This window comes from Actinosynnema sp. NPDC023794 (assembly GCF_040639675.1).
Lineage (GTDB): Bacteria > Actinomycetota > Actinomycetes > Mycobacteriales > Pseudonocardiaceae > Actinosynnema > Actinosynnema luteola.
Genome location: NZ_JBFAFR010000016.1, coordinates 62,222 through 79,416, shown reverse-complemented (window position 1 = coordinate 79,416; position 17,195 = coordinate 62,222). Strand labels below are relative to the sequence as shown.

The window sequence follows — 17,195 nt, the reverse complement described above, 5'->3', positions numbered from 1 at the left end:
GCCCAGCGTTCGCGGCGGTTCGGCGGGCGTCAGCGGCGCAGTTCGCCCGCCTGCTGGTACGACTCCCACTCCTTCTTCGTGACCGACGTGAGCTGCGACGAGTTCAGCGTGACGATCTCGAGCGCGGCCTCGCCCGCGCCGAGCGCCCACAGCCGGTCCTTCACCAGCAGCCCGATCCGGCCGTCGGGCGCGCGCACCGCCTTCGCGCCGGCCGGGATCTCCGCCGCGACGGGCAGGTCGTCCACGACCGGCGGACGGCGGTCGAGCACCCTGGTGGCGAGCCGGTCGGTCACCGAACGGCGCTCCAGCCGCACCACCTCGCCGTCCAGCACGAGGTCCGTGGTGTTCGCGGGCGACGGCACGGCGTAGCCGCGCAGCAACGCCGCCGAGTCCTCACCCGCGCAGCCCGGCACGTTCGCGAGGTCGAGCCCGAACTGGCCGAGGTCGGTCGGCGCGGCCGCCGCGCCGTCCACGGTCGCGCGGACCACGTCCACCGCGATCCGGCCGCACGGGTCGTCGGCGGTCACCGGCGCGTGCCCGAGGGGTGTGCGGACCAAGCCGGGGCCCTCCCGCCAGGGGCCGGGGATGTGCACCTGGGGGTGGGGGTTCGCGGTGAACTCCTTGTTCCAGAACGTCAACGTCGTGCCGTGCTCGGTCTCGTGGGCGATGACGAACGCGCGCAGCGCGGCGACGTACATCCAGTCGGCGCTGAACGCGTCGACCACCGAGCGGGTCCGCTTCGAACGCGTGTCGGGCACCTGCTGGAAGCCCGCCGGCCCGAGCGCCTGCACGCCGGAGGCGAACGTCGGGTCCTTGGACCGCAGCACGAACTGGCCCGCGCCGTTCCACCCGGCCGCCTCGCCGGTGGTGTCGGTGAACATGAGGTGGAACCAGCCGTCGACGACCAGCACCGACGGTTGGCCGGCGCCGTAGGTGTTGTCCCTGGTCTTGTCGTAGGACGGGCTCACGATCGGCTTGCCGCCCGCGGCGCGCGTCCACGAGGTGCCGTCCGGGCTCGTGGCGACCCCGATGGCGTTGCCGTTGGCGTGATCACCCGCCGCGCCCGTGTAGTAGAGGTAGTAGGTGTCGCCGAGCCTGATCACCGACGGGTCGCAGGTGTGCACGCCGTCGAAGCCGGTGACGCTGCCGGACAGCACCGGCACGGCGGGCATGCCGTTGGGCGCGGCGAAGGGGCCGGCCGCCGAGGCGCTCTCCGCGTAGAGCAGGTCGTCGCCGGGTGGCGCGGCCACCATGAGCTGGCTGCACCACCACATGCGGTGCCGGCCGCCCTCCAGCAGGATCGTCGGCCCGTAGTTGTACGGCGCGTCGCCGCCGTGCGCGACCACGCCACCGCTCTGCCTGCCCCGGTCGGCGGCCAGCGGCACCGGCTCCGGCTTCGGCGGCTCCGCGGCCGTGCTGCTGCTCGGCGGGCTCGACGTGGGCGCGGCGCTGCTCGGGGCGGGTGCCGACGCCGGGTCGGCGGCGCTCGGGGCGCAGGCCGTCACCAGCACGACGGTCATCGCGGACCCGAGGAGCCTCACCGCTCCCGCATCGGACCTGGACATGGCGGGGCCGATCTCCACTTCTGCCGGCGTTCTGACACCGGGACCACGGCGGCGCACCCGGTTCGGTTCAGTGTAGAGATCCACTCCGTCTGTCGAGTGTCAACCGGACGAGGCCACGAGCTCCACTTCGAAGCCGTCCGTGTTCTCCAGATAGGCGGCGTAGTGATCGGGACCACCCGCGTGGGGATATTTGTCCGCGAACAACGGTGCCCAGCCGTGTCCGGTCGCGGCGCCGGCCAACCGATCGACCTCCCGCCGACCGCCGACGTGGAACGCCAGGTGGTTCAGCCCCGTGCCGAGCCGGTGGTGTGCGTCCAGGGCGGGCGAGTGCTCGACCACGAGGTAGGTGGGGCCGAGTCGCCAGCTCACACCCGCCGACCAGCGCTGGTACTCGACCCAGCCCAGCTCGCCGAGCAGCCAGCCGATGCTGTGCTCCGCACGGGCCAGGTCGGGCACCCACAGCTCGACGTGGTGCAGGTGCCCACCGCCCTCCGCCCTCCCTCAACGCACGCTCAATCGCACGGCCGTCATTCAGGCCGCCGTCATCGGCGCACGATGATCACCCGAAAGTGGCACCGGCTTCGGGGATGAACGGTAATCCCTCATTTGTTGCCGGAAAAAAGAAGGTGTGGCGCCCGGCCCCTGTGTCTGCGGCGGGCTGTGTCTGGTCTGCGGCGGCTTGGCTCGGGGGTGTCCGCCACCCCGCGCCAGCCCGCCGCAGAGTCGACTTGGCCCTCCGGGGTGTGCGTCCGCCGGGCGCGGGGTGTGCGTCGGCGCGACTCGGGATGGCTGGGCGGGATCGATGGCTGGGCGGGGTCAGAGCAGGACGCCGCCGCCCGACTTCGGCTCGGACGCGACCGCGGAGTAGGCCGCCGCGATGAGCGCCGGGTCCGGTCCCTCCAGCCGACCGGGCTTGGCCAGGCCGTCGAGCACCACGAACCGCAGCACGCCCGAGCGGGTCTTCTTGTCCGACCGCATGCCCTCCAGGAGCTGGCCGAGAGCGTCCGGGTCGTAGCCTGTCGGCAGGCCGAGCGAGGTGAGGATCGAGCGGTGGCGGTCGGCGGTGGCGTCGTCCAGCCTGCCCGCCAGGCGGGCCAGTTCGGCGGCGAACACCAGGCCGACGCTGACCGCCGCGCCGTGCCGCCAGCGGTAGCGCTCGCGGCGCTCGATGGCGTGCGCGAGGGTGTGGCCGTAGTTCAGGATCTCGCGCAGGTCCGATTCGCGCAGGTCGGTCGACACCACGTCGGCCTTGACCTGGATCTTGCGCCGGACCAGCTCCTCGATCACGTCGCCGGACGGGTCGAGCGCGGCCTCCGGGTCGGCCTCGATCAGGTCGAGGATCACCGGGTCGGCGATGAAACCGCCCTTGACCACCTCGGCCATACCGGCGACGAGTTCGTTGCGGGGCAACGTCTCCAGCGTGGTCAGGTCGACCAGGACGGCGTCCGGCTCGTAGAACGTGCCGACGAGGTTCTTGCCGGCGTCGGTGTTGATGCCGGTCTTGCCGCCGACCGCGGCGTCCACCATGGCCAGCAGCGTGGTGGGCACGTGGACCAGCTTCACGCCGCGCATCCAGGTGGAGGCGACGAATCCGGCCAGATCGGTCACCGCTCCGCCGCCGAGGCTGACCACGACGTCCGTGCGGCCGAGACCGATGCGACCGAACACGTCCCAGCAGTACCCGGCGACCCGCAGGTCCTTGCCGTCCTCGGCGTCGGGCACCTCGACGCGGTGCGCGTCGATCCCGGCGGCCTCCAGCTCGCCGCGGACCGCCTCGGCGGTCTCGGCCAGCGTCGGTGTGTGGACGATCGCCGCCCGCGCCGTGCCCTTCAGGGTCTCGACCAGGTCGCCGAGCAGGCCGCGGCCCACCACCACGTCGTACGGTCGTTCCGCGGCCACGCGGATCCGCACCGGCTCGCCCATCACCACTCCCCTCGTCGGGTCACCATTCGACCACGTCCGCTCCCAGCGCGTTGCCGCCCCACACCCCGGCGAGCACCTCCGCCTGGTCCTTGATCGCGCGCCGCGCCGTGCCCCTGACCTTCGACCAGCCGGTGACCTGGAACGTCACCGTGCGACCGTGGAACTCGTGCCGCCACGCGCCCGCCACCCGGCCGTGCAGCACGAGCGCGCCGGGGCTGCCGACGGGCCGCCAGACCCGCTTGGCCACGTCCGGGTCGGCGACCAGGTGACGCGGGCCGAGCAGGTAGGGGTCGCGCGGGAACAGCAGCAGGCCGGCCGGCGGGTCGGGCGCTTCGGCGACGTCCTCGTGCGCCAGCAGCCGCGTGCCGTCGACCCGAACCGGGCGCAGGTCGGGCCAGCGGTCCTGCGGGCCGGCACCGAGCCACTTCTCGGCGTCGGCCTTGGCGAACGGGCCGACGAGCCGCGCGTAGTCGCGCAGCAGGGTCGGCTCACCGGGGTCCTCGACGTCCGGTTTCACGGTCGGGCGGCGGAAGACGAGCTGCTTGCCGAGGTGGTCCAGCTCGATGCCGGCGAGGAGCGCGCCGAGGCGGAACACGTTCTCGATGACGTGGTCGACCCGGCAGGTCGGGCAGTGCGGGGTGACGACGGCGGGCAGCAGCGGGCTGATCGCCGCGGACAGCTCGCCCTTGGTGGCCGTCTCGCCGGGGAACTCGCGGTGCAGGAGGTCGACGACCAGGTCGACGTGCTCCAGGTCGGGCGTCGGGTGCGCACCGCACCAGGCCGCCAGCTGCCGCGGGGTGCGCGGCCGGAGCTGGCGGCGCAGCGCGGGCAGGTCCTCGCGGCGGTGCAGGTGCGGCGCGCCGCGCAGGCTCAGCACGCGGACCAGGTCGTCGGTGGGTTCGCGGCGACCGCGCACGCCCAACGCCGCCGCGCCCGTCTTGGGCGGGCTGTCCACCACGCCCAGGGGCAGCACCGCGTCGGGGTCGTCGCCGTGCAGGCCCTGCACCGCGGCGCGGTGCGCGAGGACCTGCGCCCCGGTCAGGTCCACTCAGGTCCCTTGCGCCGGCCCCGTCGGGCGGAGCACCGCGTCGACCACCTGCTCCGGGGTGAGGTCGTCGGTGGTCACCTCGATCGTGGCGACCTCCCGGTACAGCGGCAGGCGCGCGTCCAGCAGGGACTTGAAGGTCGCTCGCGGGTTCACGCCCGCGAGCAGCGGCCGGGCGCTGGACATGCCGGTGCGCCGCACGCCCTCGGCCATGCCGACGTTCAGGAAGACGACCGTGTGCCCGGCGAGCCGGCCGCGGGTGGTCGCGGACAGCACCGCGCCGCCGCCCAGCGCCAGCACGCCGTCGTGGATCTTGAGGCCCTCGGCGACGGCTTCTTCCTCCATGGCGCGGAACGCGGGCTCGCCGTCGTCGGTGAAGATGTCGGAGATCGGCTTGCCGGCGGTGGCGACGATGTCGTCGTCGGTGTCGCGGAAGGCGACGCCGAGGCGTTCGGCGAGCAGCAGGCCGACCGTCGTCTTCCCGGCTCCGGGCGGGCCGAGGACGACGAAGCGGGGGCTCACAGACCCTCCCAGCGGGCTTCCAGCGCTTCCAGGTAGGAGGCGACGTTGCGCTTGGTCTCGGCGATCGAGTCGCCGCCGAACTTCTCCAGCGCCGTCTCGGCCAGCACGAGCGCCACCACGGACTCCAGCACCACGCCCGCGCGCGGCACCGCGCACACGTCCGAGCGCTGGTGGATCGCCACGGCGGGTTCTCCGGTTCGGACGTCCACGGTGGACAGCGCGCGGGGCACCGTCGAGATCGGCTTCATGGCGACCCGGACGCGCAGCGGCTCGCCGTTGGTGATGCCGCCCTCCAGGCCGCCCGCCCGGTTCGAGCGCCGCGTGACGCCCTTCGGTCCCGGGCCGCGGTCGATCTCGTCGTGGGCCTCGCTGCCCCAGCGCTCGGCGGTGGTGAAGCCGTCGCCGATCTCCACGCCCTTCATCGCCTGCACGCCCATCAGCGCGCCGGCCAGCCGCGCGTCGAGGCGCCGGTCCCAGTGGACGTGCGAGCCGAGGCCCGGCGGCAGTCCGTAGACGATGACCTCGATCACGCCGCCGACCGTGTCACCTGCCTCCTTCACCGCCTCGACCTCGGCCACCATCGCCTCGGTGCCCCGTGCGTCGAAGGCCCGCACGGGGCTCGCGTCGACGGCGGCCAGGTCGTCCGGGCCGGGCACGGGCGCGTCGGCGGGGGTCTTCGCCTTGCCGATGGAGACGACGTGGCTGATCACGTCCGCGTCGAAGACCTGCTTGAGGAAGTGGCGGGCGACCGTGCCGAGCGCGGTGCGGGCCGCGGTCTCCCGGGCGCTGGCGCGTTCCAGCACGGGGCGGGCCTCGTCGAAGCCGAACTTCTGCATGCCGGGCAGGTCGGCGTGGCCGGGGCGTGGCCTGGTCAGCGCCTCGTTGCGGCCGGTCGGCTTGAGCTCGGACGGGTCGACCGGGTCGGCGGACATCACCTTCTGCCACTTGGGCCACTCGGTGTTGCCGATCCGGACCGCGACCGGGCCGCCCTGCGTGAGGCCGTGGCGGACACCGCCGAGGATCTCGACCTCGTCCGCCTCGAAGCCCATGCGCGGGCTCCGGCCGAAGCCGAGACGGCGGCGCTCCAGTTGAGCGGTCAGGTCGGCAGTGGTGACCTCGACCCCGGCGACCATGCCTTCCAGCACGGCGACGAGGGCCGGTCCATGGGACTCCCCAGCGGTGATCCAGCGCAGCACGCCGCGAATCCTTCCACAGCGGCGGCAGGAGCCTGGGCGCAGGTCAGCGCAGGTCTCCGCAGTCCCGCCAGGTGGACGGCCCAGCCGGTCGCGACGGCGGCCCGCAGCGCTCCGCCACGCGTCCGCCTCGATGTCGAGGGACAGCCGCGACGAGTTCGCCAGGTCGGCTCGGCCAGGTCGGCTCGGCCAGGTCGGCTCGGCCAGGTCGGCTCGGCCAGGTCGGCTCGGCCAGGTCGGCTCGGCCAGGTCGGCTCGGCCAGGTCGAGCCGGAGCGGCTCGCCGGGCCTGTCGAGCACCACGGCCGGCTCCCACGCCGGTGAAGCGGGCGCCGGGGCGGCAGCCAGTCGGCGGGCAGGGCGCAGGGTGAGGCGAACGCGTCGACCACCTCGCCGCCGGTCGGCAGGTGACCACGCGGCGGTCGGGCTGGGACGGCACGCGGGCCGGGACGGCAAGCGGGCCGGTCGGCGGGCAGCACGAGGTCGGTGGGCAGGTCGTTCTGCGGCAGCTGTCTGTCGTGGACCAGTCGCAACACCGCCTTCAGTTGGTTGGTCGGTTCGAGGCCGCGGCCGGCCGTCGTCCGGGGCGCTTGTGGGACGGCGGCGGTGTTCGGGCGGCGCGGCGGTGATGACGGGTGTGGCAGTGGCGGCAGGGCCCGCATCCCGGAGCGCAGCGAGTTCGGTTTCCTGGTCGGACCCCTCCGGCTCGGTGATCACAGCGTTCGTGAGCGCCGCGTCCGTGAGCGCGGTCGTGCTGTGGCCGCGTCGGCGGAAGGTGGTGCCGTCAGCCGGGTGAGAGCGCGACCAGCCACGTCGCCGCCAAGAGGCCGGGGCCGTGAGGGAGGCCGTCACCAGGCCATCTCAAGCCCAACGCGAGGGTGAACGCGCTGGCCAGCAGTGCACCGATCGGTAGTGCGAGCCACGAGACCGAGGCCAGCACCGCGCCCAGCGAGCCCGCCAGCTTCACGTCTCCCCCGCCCATCGCCGACGGCGCCAGCAGGCGGACCAGCAGGTGGAAGCCGCCGAACAGCAGGCAGCCCGCCAGCGCCCGCCACAGGTCCGCGCCGCACAGCCACAGCGTGACGCCGACCGCCGGGTACGCGGGCAGCGTCAACGCGTCCGGCAGGCGGCGGTGGCGCAGGTCGGTCACGGTCAGCAGCACGCCGAGCCACGCCACCAGCAGCGGCACGGGCAGCCAGCGCGGCGGGGCCAAGGCCCAGGCGACGAACCACAACACCGCCGTCGGCACAGCGCACCACAGCAGACCGACGTGCGCCCCGCGCGGGAGGCGGCGCAGCAACCCGGCGCCCGCGGCGCCGGCCAGGAATCCCGAGATGACCATGGGTTCAGGGTCGTCCCGGGGATGCCGGGGGTGCAACGAGAAGTGCGGGTGAACGGTCCATTCACCCGCACTCGTCCGTCAGCCGTGAACCACCGATCAGCGCTGCCAGGAGAACAACGCGTCACCCGCCGCCACCGGACCACCGGCCTGGTCCAGCAACACCTCAGGGGCCGCGTCCAGCGCGATCACCGGGCAGATCGGCGCGAAACCCGCCGCCTCGACCTCGGCCGGGTCCCACGTCACCACGGGCTGCCCCGCGCGCACCGCCTCGCCCTTCACCACGTGCACGGTGAAGCCCTCGCCCTTGCGCTTCACCGTGTCGATCCCGAGGTGCACCAACACCGCCGCACCCTCCGAAGTGGCCACGACGAACGCGTGCGGGTGCAGCGTCACCACGGTCCCGTCCACCGGGGACACCACGTCCGCACGCACCCGCTCCGGCTCGACCGCCACCCCGGGACCCACCATGGCCTGCGCGAACACCGGGTCCGGCACCTCGGTCAACGGCACCACGCGCCCGGCGACCGGGCTCGTCACGCGCAGCGTCACAGCAGGTCCTCGATGTCGCTGGCGATCGTGTCGGCCTCGGGCCCGACCACCACCTGCACGACGTTGCCCGAACGCATCACGCCGTGCGCGCCCAGGCCCTTCAAAGCCTTCTCGTCCACCAGGGAACCGTCTTCCAGCTCACAGCGCAGGCGCGTGATGCACGGCTCGATCTCCACGATGTTGTCCGCGCCGCCGAGCGCGGCGAGAATCCCGGCCGCCTTGTCGTCCGCCACTTCGAAGTCCTCTCTCGACACCTGCCCTGAGGGTGCCACCGCTCGGGCACGGTCCCGTAACGGCGGTTGACACCCGGTTGGCGCGCGGAGCATCCTCCCCGCACCAACTGGTCTAGACCGGAAAGTACCAATGCCCGTATGGGGACGCGAGCGCCGGGGAGGTGTCATGAGCCGCAACCAGATCGTCGACGGACCCAAGCCCAAGCACGCCCAGCTGCGCGACATCCTGCGGCGCATGGCCGAGCAGGAACTCTCGCCGGGCTCGCCCATCCCGTCCGAGCGCGACCTCGCCGAGCAGTACGGTGTGTCCCGCATCACAGTACGCGCCGCCGTGGGTCAGCTCGTCGCCGAGGGCCTGCTGACCAGGGCGAAGGGCCGGGGCACGTTCACCGCCCGGCGGCGCATGGACGTCCAGCTGTACCTGGAGTCGTTCACCGACGACATGCGCAGGCGTGGCCTGACCCCCGCGACCGAGGTCCTGGCCTGCGCCGAAGAGGCGCCGTCGCCCGAGGCGACCGCCGCGCTCGGCCTGCTGCCGCACGAACCGGCGTGCCGGCTCGTCCGCCTGCGCCGGGCGGACGGCGTGCCGCTGGCCGTCGAACGGGGTTGGTACAACCCGCGGGTCGTGCCGGACCTCGACCAGCACGACCTCACCGCCTCGCTCTACACCCTCATCGCCGACACGTACGGGGTCCAGCTCGACCACGCGGGCCAGACCGTGTGGGCCGAGGGCGCCGACCCCGAGACCGCGAAGCTGCTGGCCGTCCGGCCGGGCAGCCCGCTGCTCGTCTTCCGCCGGGTCTCGAGCTCACGAGGCAGACCCGTCGAGGACATGACGTCCTGGTACCGGGGCGATCTCTACCAGGTGACCATGCAATTGGACCGGACCGTCCCGGAATCCGGCCCACACCACTCCGCCAAGGGAGGTACCCCATGAGCGCCAGCGCCCCACAGGCGACCGGCGGTCGTGAGATCAAGGGTCTGGCCGGGCTACAGCGATTCGGCCGCAGCCTCATGCTGCCGATCGCCGCACTGCCCGTAGCCGCGCTCCTGCTACGACTCGGCCAGGACGACATCCTCGGCAAGGACTGGCTGGGCTGGAACGCGGTGGCCGGCGTCATCGGCGGGGCGGGCAACGCCCTGTTCGCCAACCTGCCGCTGCTGTTCGCCGTCGGTGTGGCCATCGGCTTCGCCAGGCGTGGCGACGGTTCCACCGCGCTGGCCGCCGTGGTCGGCTTCGTGGTGACCGAGGCGGTGTTCAAGGCGATGTCGCCGCTCGTGCTGCCGCTGCCGGACGACGCGGCGGCGGACGCCAAGCAGGAGCTGATCAACTACTCGGTGCTGACCGGCATCGTGGTCGGCTTGATCACCGCGGTGCTGTGGCAGAAATACCACCGCATCAAGCTGCCCGCCTACCTGGCCTTCTTCGGCGGCCGGCGGTTCGTGCCGATCCTGGTCGCGGGCGTGATGATCCCGGTCGCGGTCGTCATGGGCCTGATCTACCCGTGGTTCGACGCGGGCCTGACCTCGGTCGGCGAGGCGATCTCCAACAGCACGATCATCGGCGCGGGCGTCTACGGCACCATCAACCGCCTGCTGCTCCCGCTGGGCCTGCACCACATCCCGAACACGTTCATGTGGCAGGTCTTCGGCGAGTACGAGGGCAAGACCGGCGACATCCAGCGGTTCTTCGCGGGCGACCCGTCCGCGGGCACGTTCATGACCGGCTTCTTCCCGATCTTCATGTTCGCGCTGCCGGCGGCGGCGCTGGCCATCGTGCACACGGCGCGGCCGGCGCAGAAGAAGGTCATCGCGGGCATCATGGGCTCGGCGGCGCTGACCTCGTTCATCACGGGTGTGACCGAACCGCTCGAGTTCGCTTTCATGTTCGTGGCGTGGCCGCTGTACGTGATCCACGCGGTGCTCACCGGCACGTCGCTGGCGATCAGCAACGCGTTGGACATCCACAGCGGGTTCGGGTTCTCCGCGGGCGCCATCGACTACGCCCTCAACTTCAACATCTCGACCAAGCCCCTGCTGATCCTCGTGCTGGGCGTGATCTACGCGGCCATCTACTACTTCCTGTTCCGCTTCGTCATCACCAAGTGGAACCTGAGGACGCCGGGACGCAGCGAGGACGAGGACCCGGAAGCCGACCCGAGCGTGGTCGAGGGCGACAAGACCGCCACGGCCGCCAAGGGCGACAAGGAAGGCCGGTCGGACGCGACGGCGTCCTGACGGCGAGTCGAAGGAACGAGAGGACGGGTCATGCCTGAGCGACGGGTCACCGTGGCGAGCAAGGTCGGACTGCACGCGCGCCCTGCCGCACTGCTGGCGAAGGCGGCGGCCGGGCAACCGGTGACGGTCACCATCCGCAAGGACGACGGCCAACCGGTCGAGGCGGCGAGCGTGCTGGGTCTGATGACGCTCGGCGCGATGCACGGCGACGAGGTCGTCCTGGCCGCGGACGGCGACGGCGCGGACGCGGCGCTGGAGGCGATCGCGGAGATCATCGCCACCGACCTCGACGAGCGCTGATCCCCTCATCACGACCGACTGGGCCCTGCTCGCACCCGCGCGCGAGCAGGGTCCAGCGCGTTCTGAGCGTTGAATTCAGGTGTTCTGAACGTAGGACACGCGCGAGGTGAGCGTAGGACTCTCGCGGGTTAGAGCGGGAGGGGGAGGAGGTTGTCGGTGGCGGTGCGGAGGGCGGCGCGCATCGCCTCGCGGGGGGCGGGGTGGCCGGTGAACTGCTCCGACTGGCCGAAGGCCTGGTGCAGGAGCATGTCGAGGCCGGTGGCGAGGGTGCGGCCCCGCTTCTCCACGGCGTGGGCCAGCGGGGTGGGCCAGGGGTGGTAGATGACGTCCAGGACGCACGGCGCCTCGGCCAACGCCCGCGCGATCGGCTCGGTGGCGTCCGGTGGCACGGTGCTGACCAGGACGTCCGAGGCCGACGCCAGGGCGGCGAAGTCGGCGGCGTCCCAGGTCACGACGTCCAGGGCCAGGCCGAGGCGGGACGCGCACGACTCCGCCTCCGCCGCACGGCTCACCGAACGGACCACCAGCGTGACCGCCCGGACACCGACGGACGCCAGGGCCACCAGGGCCGCGGTGGCCGTGCCGCCCGCGCCCAGCAGCACCGCGCGGGATCCGGACGTGAAGCCGCACGACGCGCGCAGCGCCCCGAGCACGCCGTCCACGTCGGTGTTGTCCGCACGCCACCCGCCGTCGACCGGCACGAGGGTGTTCGCGGCGCCCACCTGCACGGCCCGGGACGTCGCGGTGGTCGCCACCGCCAGCGCGGCGCGCTTGTTCGGCATCGTCACCGACAAGCCCGCCCACGCCGAGTCCAAGCCCGTGACCAGGGACGACACCTCGTCGGCCACGCACTCGACGCGCGTGTACTCCCAGTCGGACAAGCCGAGTGCCGCGAACGCGGCGTTGTGCAGCACCGGTGACAACGAGTGGGCCACCGGCGAGCCGATGACCGCCGCACGGCGAGCCTGGCCCACGGTCAGAAGACGCCTTCCGCGCGGGCCTTGTCCGACACCACCCGGTGCTCGTCGTAGGTGTTCGTGAAGCACGACGTGCCGTCCTTCTGGCACTTCACGAAGTACATCCACGGCCCGGCCTCGGGCGTGATCGCGGCGGTGATCGCCTCACGGCCGGGCGAGCCGATCGGCGTCGGCGGCAACCCGTGCACCTTGTAGGTGTTGTACGGACCGGACTTCTCGCGGTCCGCGTCGCTGGTGGTGATGTGCGGCCGGTCCAGCTTGTAGTTGACCGTCGAGTCCAGCTCAAGCTTCTGCGGCAGCGCGAGCCGGCTGTAGACGACCCGCGAGATCTTGCCGAAGTCCTTGGTCACGCCTTCCTTCTCGATCAGGGAGGCGATGACCAGCACCTCGTACGGGCGGAAACCCGTCTTGCCCGAGCCGCTGGGGATGCCGTAGCCCTGCAACCGGCCCAGGGAGGTGGCGATCACGCCCTTGAGCAGCTCGGGCGCGTTCGCACCCGGCTTCACGTGGTACAGCCCCGGCGCGATGAGCCCTTCGAGCCGGTTCTCCTTCGGCGCGGCGGCGACGTCGGGCAGCGCCCACTCGGGGATGCCGAGGGCGGCCGGGTCGGCGTTCTCCGCCGCGTCGCGCAGCTGGTCGACCGGCACGCACTGCTTGACGCCGTCCAGCTCCACGCACGAGGCGTCGGACAGCCTCGACAGGATGCCCTTGGTGATGCTGCCGTCCTGCGCGGTGAGGTCGTGCAGGACGTTGCCGCCCTTGACCTCCAGCGGCACGATCTTGGACGCCTCGTCCACCATCCGCGCGACCGCGGCCTCGCCGGACATCTTGGTCTTCATCAGGTAGAACCCGGGCTGGATCGCGGTGACCCGCGAGTCGTTCGCGCCGGCCTCGGTGAACGCGCGCGCGCTGGCCACCACGCCCTGCTCCTTGAGCGTGGTCGCGATGGTCGTGACGAGGTCGCCGTCCTTGACCTCGACCACCACGTCCGCCTCGCCCGCGCCCGCGAAGTCGTCGTACGAGCCGATCCCGCTCAACGTGCGGTACCCGTAGTACGCGCCCACGCCGCCGCCGGTCAGCACCAGCGCCACGACGACCCACAGGATCGTCCGCTTGCGCCTGCGCTTCGCCCGACGGGCCGCGGCGTCGCTCCTGCCACGCGCGGCCCGCTCGTCGTGGCGGGTCTCTGGATCGGTGAACAACCCGAGGTCGTCGTTCACGAGCCGTCCTTAGCTCCGGGGGCCCGCTCCACGTCGGATCGAGCCACTTGTCGCGCCCGTGCGTCCAGCCAGGACTGCAGGATCTCGACCGCGGCAGCCTGGTCGACGACGGCGCGTTGCTTCTTGCCTCGCACCCCGCGTTCGGCGAGCACCCGGCTCGCCGTGACGGTGGTCAGCCGCTCATCGGTGAGCCGCACCGGAACCGGTGCGACTCGCTCGGCCAACGCCGCAGCGTACGCCGCCGCGGCCTCCGCCGCCGGCCCGTGCCTGCCGGCCAGCGTGCGGGGCAGGCCGACGACGACCTCCACCACGTCGTGCTCGGCGACCAGGCCGGCCAGGTCGCGCAGGTCCCGGCCGGTCTTCACGTCACGCGCCAGGGTGACCAGCGGCGTCGCGAGGAACGCGCCCGGGTCGCTCAACGCCACCCCGACGCGCACCGCGCCGACGTCGACGCCCAGCCTCCGACCGAGGCCGGGATCGTCGACGCCGGGGCGGTCAGCGCTGCTCAACGGCGCGGTCCACCTCGGTGCGCAGGGCGGTGACGGCGTCGTCGACACCGCCCGGGTTCGTGCCGCCGCCCTGGGCGAGGTCCGGCTTGCCGCCGCCTCGTCCGCCGACGGCCGGGGCGAAGGCCGGCACCAGCTTGCCGGCGGCGAGCCCCAGGTCACGGGCGGCGGACGTGGTGGCGACCACGAAGCTGACCTTGTCGCCGTCCGGGGCGAACAGGCCGACCACGCCAGGCTTGTCGCCGAGCCGGTTGCGCACCTCGCCGGCGATGGTCCGCACGTCGGCGCCCGACGTGCCCTCCGGCAGCCGGAGGGCCACCACGGACACCCCGCGCACGTCCAGGGCCTGCTCGGCCAGGGAGCCGGCGTTGGCCACGAGCTGGGCGGCCCTGACCTTCTCCAGCTCCTTCTCGGCCACCCGCAGCCGCTCCACCAGGGCCTCGACCCGGGCGGGCACCTCGGCGTCGGGCACCTTCAGCATGGCGGCGACGTTCTGCACCAGGGCCCGCTCCTGGGCCAGGTACTTGAAGGCCTCGATCCCGACGTAGGCCTCCAGGCGGCGCACGCCGGACCCGACGGACGACTCGCCGATCACCGTGATCGGGCCGATCTGGGACGAGTGCTCGACGTGCGTGCCACCGCACAGCTCGCGCGACCACGGCCCGCCGATCTCGACCACGCGCACGGTCTCGTCGTAGGTCTCGCCGAACAGGGCCACGGCGCCCATCTCCTGGGCGCCACCCATGTCGGTGTAGACCACCTTCACCGGGAGGTCCTTGCGGACGGCCAGGTTGGAGACCTCTTCGATCTCGCTGCGGGCCTCCTCGGACAGGCCGCCGGTCCAGGCGAAGTCCAGCCGCAGGTAGCCCGGCTTGTTGTACGAGCCGCTCTGCAGGGCCGACGGGCCGAGCACCTGCCGCAGGGCGGCGTGCACGACGTGCGTGCCCGAGTGGCCCTGGCGGGCGCCCACGCGCCACTCCGGGTCGACGCGGGCCTCGACGTGCTCGCCCTCGGCGACCTCGCCGCTGACCACGCGAACCTGGTGCACCCACAGCTTGCGGGCCACCTTCTGGACGTCCACGACCTCCAGCTCGGCGTTGGCCGTGACGATCGTGCCGGCGTCGCTCTCCTGGCCGCCGGACTCGGCGTACAGCGGCGTGCGGTCGAGCACGACCTCGACGATGTCGCCCTCACGAGCCGACTTGACCCGCTTGCCACCGCTGACGATGCCGCGCAGCGTGGCCTCGCTGGCCAGCTCGGTGTAGCCGGTGAACTCGGTGGCGCCGAGCTCCAGCAGCTCCCGGTACACGGTCTGGTCGCCGTGCCCGGTCTTCTTGCCGGCGGCGTCGGCCTTGGCGCGGGCGCGCTGCTCGGCCATCAGCTTGCGGAACCCGTCCTCGTCCACGGTCAGGCCGGCCTCGGCGGCCATCTCCAGGGTGAGGTCGAGCGGGAAGCCGTAGGTGTCGTGCAGCTGGAAGGCCTTGTCACCGGGCAGCGTGGCGCGGCCGTCGGACTTGACCTCGGCGGCGGCGTTCTCGAAGATCCGCGACCCGGCGTCCAGCGTGCGCAGGAACGTGTCCTCCTCGGCCTTGAGCACCTGCTCGATCCGGGCGAAGCCGGACACCAGCTCCGGGTAGGACGGGCCCATGGCGTCGCGGACGACCTCGGCGAACCGCACCAGCACCGGCTCGGTCACGCCGAGGAGCCTGGCCGAGCGGACGATGCGGCGCAGCAGGCGGCGCAGCACGTAGCCGCGGGCCTCGTTGCCGGGCGTCACGCCGTCGCCGACCAGCAGCACGCCGCTGCGGGCGTGGTCGGCGATGACGCGGAAGCGCACGTCGTCGGTCTGGTTGGCGCCGTACTCGCGGCCGGAGAGCTGCTCGGCCTTGGTGATCACCGTGCGGACGAGGTCGGTCTCGTAGACGTTGTCGACGTCCTGCAGCAGCATGGCGACGCGCTCGACGCCCATGCCGGTGTCGATGTTCTTGTCCGGCAGCTCGCCCAGGATCGGGTAGTCCTTCTTGGCGCCGCCCTCGCCGCGGACGTTCTGCATGAAGACCAGGTTCCAGATCTCCAGGTACCGGTCCTCGTCGACGACCGGGCCGCCCTCCTGCCCGTAGGCGGGGCCGCGGTCGTAGTAGATCTCCGAGCACGGGCCGCACGGGCCGGGCACGCCCATCGACCAGTAGTTGTCCTCGATGTCGCGGCGCTGGATGCGCTCGGGCGGCAGCCCGGCGACCTTCTGCCACAGGTCGGCGGCCTCGTCGTCGTCCAGGTAGACGGTCACCCAGATGCGCTCGGGGTCCAGGCCGTAGCCGCCGTCGGCCTGCGGCTTGGTGACGAGGTCCCAGGCCAGCCGGATGGCGTCTTCCTTGAAGTAGTCGCCGAAGGAGAAGTTGCCGGCCATCTGGAAGAACGTGTTGTGCCGGGTGGTCTTGCCGACCTCGTCGATGTCCGGCGTGCGCACGCACTTCTGGATGCTGGTCATGCGCGGGGCCGGCGGCGGGGCCTCGCCGAGGAAGTACGGCTTGAACGGCACCATGCCGGCGTTGACGAACAGCAGGTTCGGGTCGTCGAGCAGGAGCGAGGCGCTGGGCACGTACTTGTGGCCGGCGTTCTCGAAGTGCTCGCGGAAGCGCTTGATGATCTCGTGGGTCTGCACGTGAAGTCCTTCGGGAGTGTGGAAGTCAGGGCGCGGCGAGGCGAACGAACGACCTACCTGGCGTCGTTCGCCCCACGCGCTCGCCGACCCGGCGTGAAGCCCGTCTGACGTTCCACGGTGTCTTGCAACTCCTGTTCGCGCTCCGACATTCCGGCGCGCACCTCGGCGCCGAACGAGCCGAGGGCGCCCGCGAGCTCGCGCAGGCCCTGGCCGACGTTCTCGCCGATGCCCGCGGGCGTGGCGGCGTGCGCGGCCTGACCCGCCTTGCGGGCGGCGAACACGCCGGCGACGATGCCGAGCCCGAACCAGAACAGCCGCCTCATCGCCTGCCCCTGCGTCGAGTGTGCTTGCTGGGAGCCTCCTTGGCCGCGCGCCGGGCGCGGATGGCCTTGCTCACGCCGTAGGACAGCGCGGCGGCCTTGACCAGCGGCCCGCCCAGCGTGGCGGTGAACAGGGAGGTGAGCGCGGAGACGTTGCCGGTGACCGCGCGGGCGTTGGCGGTGATCCCGTCCACCCGTTCCAGCTGCGTGTTCACGTGCGTGATCGTCGTGTTCGCGCCGGTGAAGATCGGGTCGCTGTTCTGGTGCGCCTTGCGGATGGCGATCGTGGCCTCGTCCAGCGTCCGGCCGAGCTTGATCAACGGGATCGCCAGCAGGAGCACAAGCAGCACGAACGCGCCGGCGGCGACCAGCGCGGCGATCTGCCCTGGCGACACGGATCCTCCTGGTGGATTGCACGGCTCAAGGTGGTGGCCAAGGTTACCGCGACCGCGTCGGGGCCTCCGAACGACATCAGGGCACGGCTGTGCCACGTGGTGGGACGCCGCCGCCAAGACCCCCCATTTGGCGTCGATTCGATCGTCATCGCGGCGGCTAGCGTGGTGTCGCGAGTGATCGTCACACCACGGATGGTCACCGCGGG

18 protein-coding genes are annotated in these 17,195 nt (G+C 72.4%); 3 read left to right on the top strand and 15 right to left on the bottom strand.

The window, feature by feature from the left end; genetic code table 11:
• Positions 1-29: 29 nt before the first annotated feature.
• The 9 genes from AB0H12_RS28240 to AB0H12_RS28200 all read right to left on the bottom strand — a co-directional run bounded on the left by AB0H12_RS28240 (position 30) and on the right by AB0H12_RS28200 (position 8,371).
• Complete coding sequence (locus AB0H12_RS28240; protein WP_499626812.1) at positions 30-1,565, bottom strand: glycoside hydrolase family protein; 1,536 nt, start codon at positions 1,563-1,565, stop codon at positions 30-32.
• 99 nt (positions 1,566-1,664) lie between these two features.
• Positions 1,665-2,042: a VOC family protein gene (locus tag AB0H12_RS28235; protein ID WP_499626959.1), complete on the bottom strand. Its 378-nt coding sequence runs from the start codon at positions 2,040-2,042 to the stop codon at positions 1,665-1,667.
• Between the two features lie 339 nt (positions 2,043-2,381).
• Positions 2,382-3,488, bottom strand: coding sequence for a 3-dehydroquinate synthase (gene aroB, locus AB0H12_RS28230; protein WP_499626811.1), 1,107 nt, complete (start codon positions 3,486-3,488; stop codon positions 2,382-2,384).
• Between the two features lie 19 nt (positions 3,489-3,507).
• The gene (locus tag AB0H12_RS28225; protein ID WP_499626810.1) at positions 3,508-4,536 is read right to left on the bottom strand and encodes a DNA glycosylase AlkZ-like family protein; all 1,029 of its coding nucleotides are present in this window, start codon (positions 4,534-4,536) and stop codon (positions 3,508-3,510) included.
• Positions 4,537-5,055: a shikimate kinase gene (locus AB0H12_RS28220; RefSeq protein ID WP_499626808.1), complete on the bottom strand. Its 519-nt coding sequence runs from the start codon at positions 5,053-5,055 to the stop codon at positions 4,537-4,539.
• Complete coding sequence (gene aroC / locus AB0H12_RS28215; RefSeq protein WP_499626806.1) at positions 5,052-6,251, bottom strand: chorismate synthase; 1,200 nt, start codon at positions 6,249-6,251, stop codon at positions 5,052-5,054. The genes AB0H12_RS28220 and aroC overlap by 4 nt, the downstream gene beginning before the upstream one ends.
• 780 nt (positions 6,252-7,031) lie before the next feature.
• Positions 7,032-7,589 (bottom strand): prepilin peptidase, encoded by a 558-nt coding sequence (locus AB0H12_RS28210; RefSeq protein ID WP_499626804.1) that lies wholly within the window; start codon positions 7,587-7,589, stop codon positions 7,032-7,034.
• A gap of 96 nt (positions 7,590-7,685) precedes the next feature.
• Positions 7,686-8,138, bottom strand: coding sequence for a PTS sugar transporter subunit IIA (locus AB0H12_RS28205; RefSeq protein ID WP_499626802.1), 453 nt, complete (start codon positions 8,136-8,138; stop codon positions 7,686-7,688).
• Positions 8,135-8,371 (bottom strand): PTS sugar transporter subunit IIB, encoded by a 237-nt coding sequence (locus AB0H12_RS28200; protein WP_230569212.1) that lies wholly within the window; start codon positions 8,369-8,371, stop codon positions 8,135-8,137. The genes AB0H12_RS28205 and AB0H12_RS28200 overlap by 4 nt, the downstream gene beginning before the upstream one ends.
• 166 nt (positions 8,372-8,537) lie before the next feature.
• Between AB0H12_RS28200 and AB0H12_RS28195 the strand changes: the two genes are divergently transcribed.
• The 3 genes from AB0H12_RS28195 to AB0H12_RS28185 are packed head-to-tail and all read left to right on the top strand — an operon-like array spanning position 8,538 to position 10,909.
• Positions 8,538-9,308, top strand: coding sequence for a GntR family transcriptional regulator (locus AB0H12_RS28195; RefSeq protein WP_499626801.1), 771 nt, complete (start codon positions 8,538-8,540; stop codon positions 9,306-9,308).
• Positions 9,305-10,609, top strand: a complete 1,305-nt coding sequence (locus AB0H12_RS28190; protein WP_499626799.1) for a PTS transporter subunit EIIC — start codon at positions 9,305-9,307, stop codon at positions 10,607-10,609. The genes AB0H12_RS28195 and AB0H12_RS28190 overlap by 4 nt, the downstream gene beginning before the upstream one ends.
• A gap of 30 nt (positions 10,610-10,639) precedes the next feature.
• Positions 10,640-10,909: an HPr family phosphocarrier protein gene (locus AB0H12_RS28185; protein ID WP_499626797.1), complete on the top strand. Its 270-nt coding sequence runs from the start codon at positions 10,640-10,642 to the stop codon at positions 10,907-10,909.
• Between the two features lie 128 nt (positions 10,910-11,037).
• On the opposite strand, the gene AB0H12_RS28180 is transcribed toward AB0H12_RS28185, so the two are convergent.
• From AB0H12_RS28180 to AB0H12_RS28155, 6 genes are read right to left on the bottom strand one after another with little or no spacing between them, the layout of a single operon-like run.
• Positions 11,038-11,889, bottom strand: a complete 852-nt coding sequence (locus AB0H12_RS28180; protein ID WP_499626957.1) for a shikimate dehydrogenase — start codon at positions 11,887-11,889, stop codon at positions 11,038-11,040.
• Complete coding sequence (gene mltG, locus AB0H12_RS28175; RefSeq protein ID WP_499626795.1) at positions 11,886-13,106, bottom strand: endolytic transglycosylase MltG; 1,221 nt, start codon at positions 13,104-13,106, stop codon at positions 11,886-11,888. The genes AB0H12_RS28180 and mltG overlap by 4 nt, the downstream gene beginning before the upstream one ends.
• Complete coding sequence (gene ruvX, locus AB0H12_RS28170; RefSeq protein ID WP_499626793.1) at positions 13,103-13,615, bottom strand: Holliday junction resolvase RuvX; 513 nt, start codon at positions 13,613-13,615, stop codon at positions 13,103-13,105. Before ruvX ends, mltG begins: the two co-directional genes overlap by 4 nt.
• Positions 13,602-16,274, bottom strand: coding sequence for an alanine--tRNA ligase (gene alaS / locus AB0H12_RS28165; RefSeq protein ID WP_499626792.1), 2,673 nt, complete (start codon positions 16,272-16,274; stop codon positions 13,602-13,604). The genes ruvX and alaS overlap by 14 nt, the downstream gene beginning before the upstream one ends.
• A 53-nt stretch (positions 16,275-16,327) precedes the next feature.
• Positions 16,328-16,597: a hypothetical protein gene (locus tag AB0H12_RS28160; RefSeq protein WP_499626790.1), complete on the bottom strand. Its 270-nt coding sequence runs from the start codon at positions 16,595-16,597 to the stop codon at positions 16,328-16,330.
• On the bottom strand, positions 16,594-16,989 hold the full coding sequence (locus AB0H12_RS28155; RefSeq protein WP_053721663.1) for a DUF948 domain-containing protein: 396 nt from the start codon (positions 16,987-16,989) through the stop codon (positions 16,594-16,596). The genes AB0H12_RS28160 and AB0H12_RS28155 overlap by 4 nt, the downstream gene beginning before the upstream one ends.
• Positions 16,990-17,195: the final 206 nt, after the last annotated feature.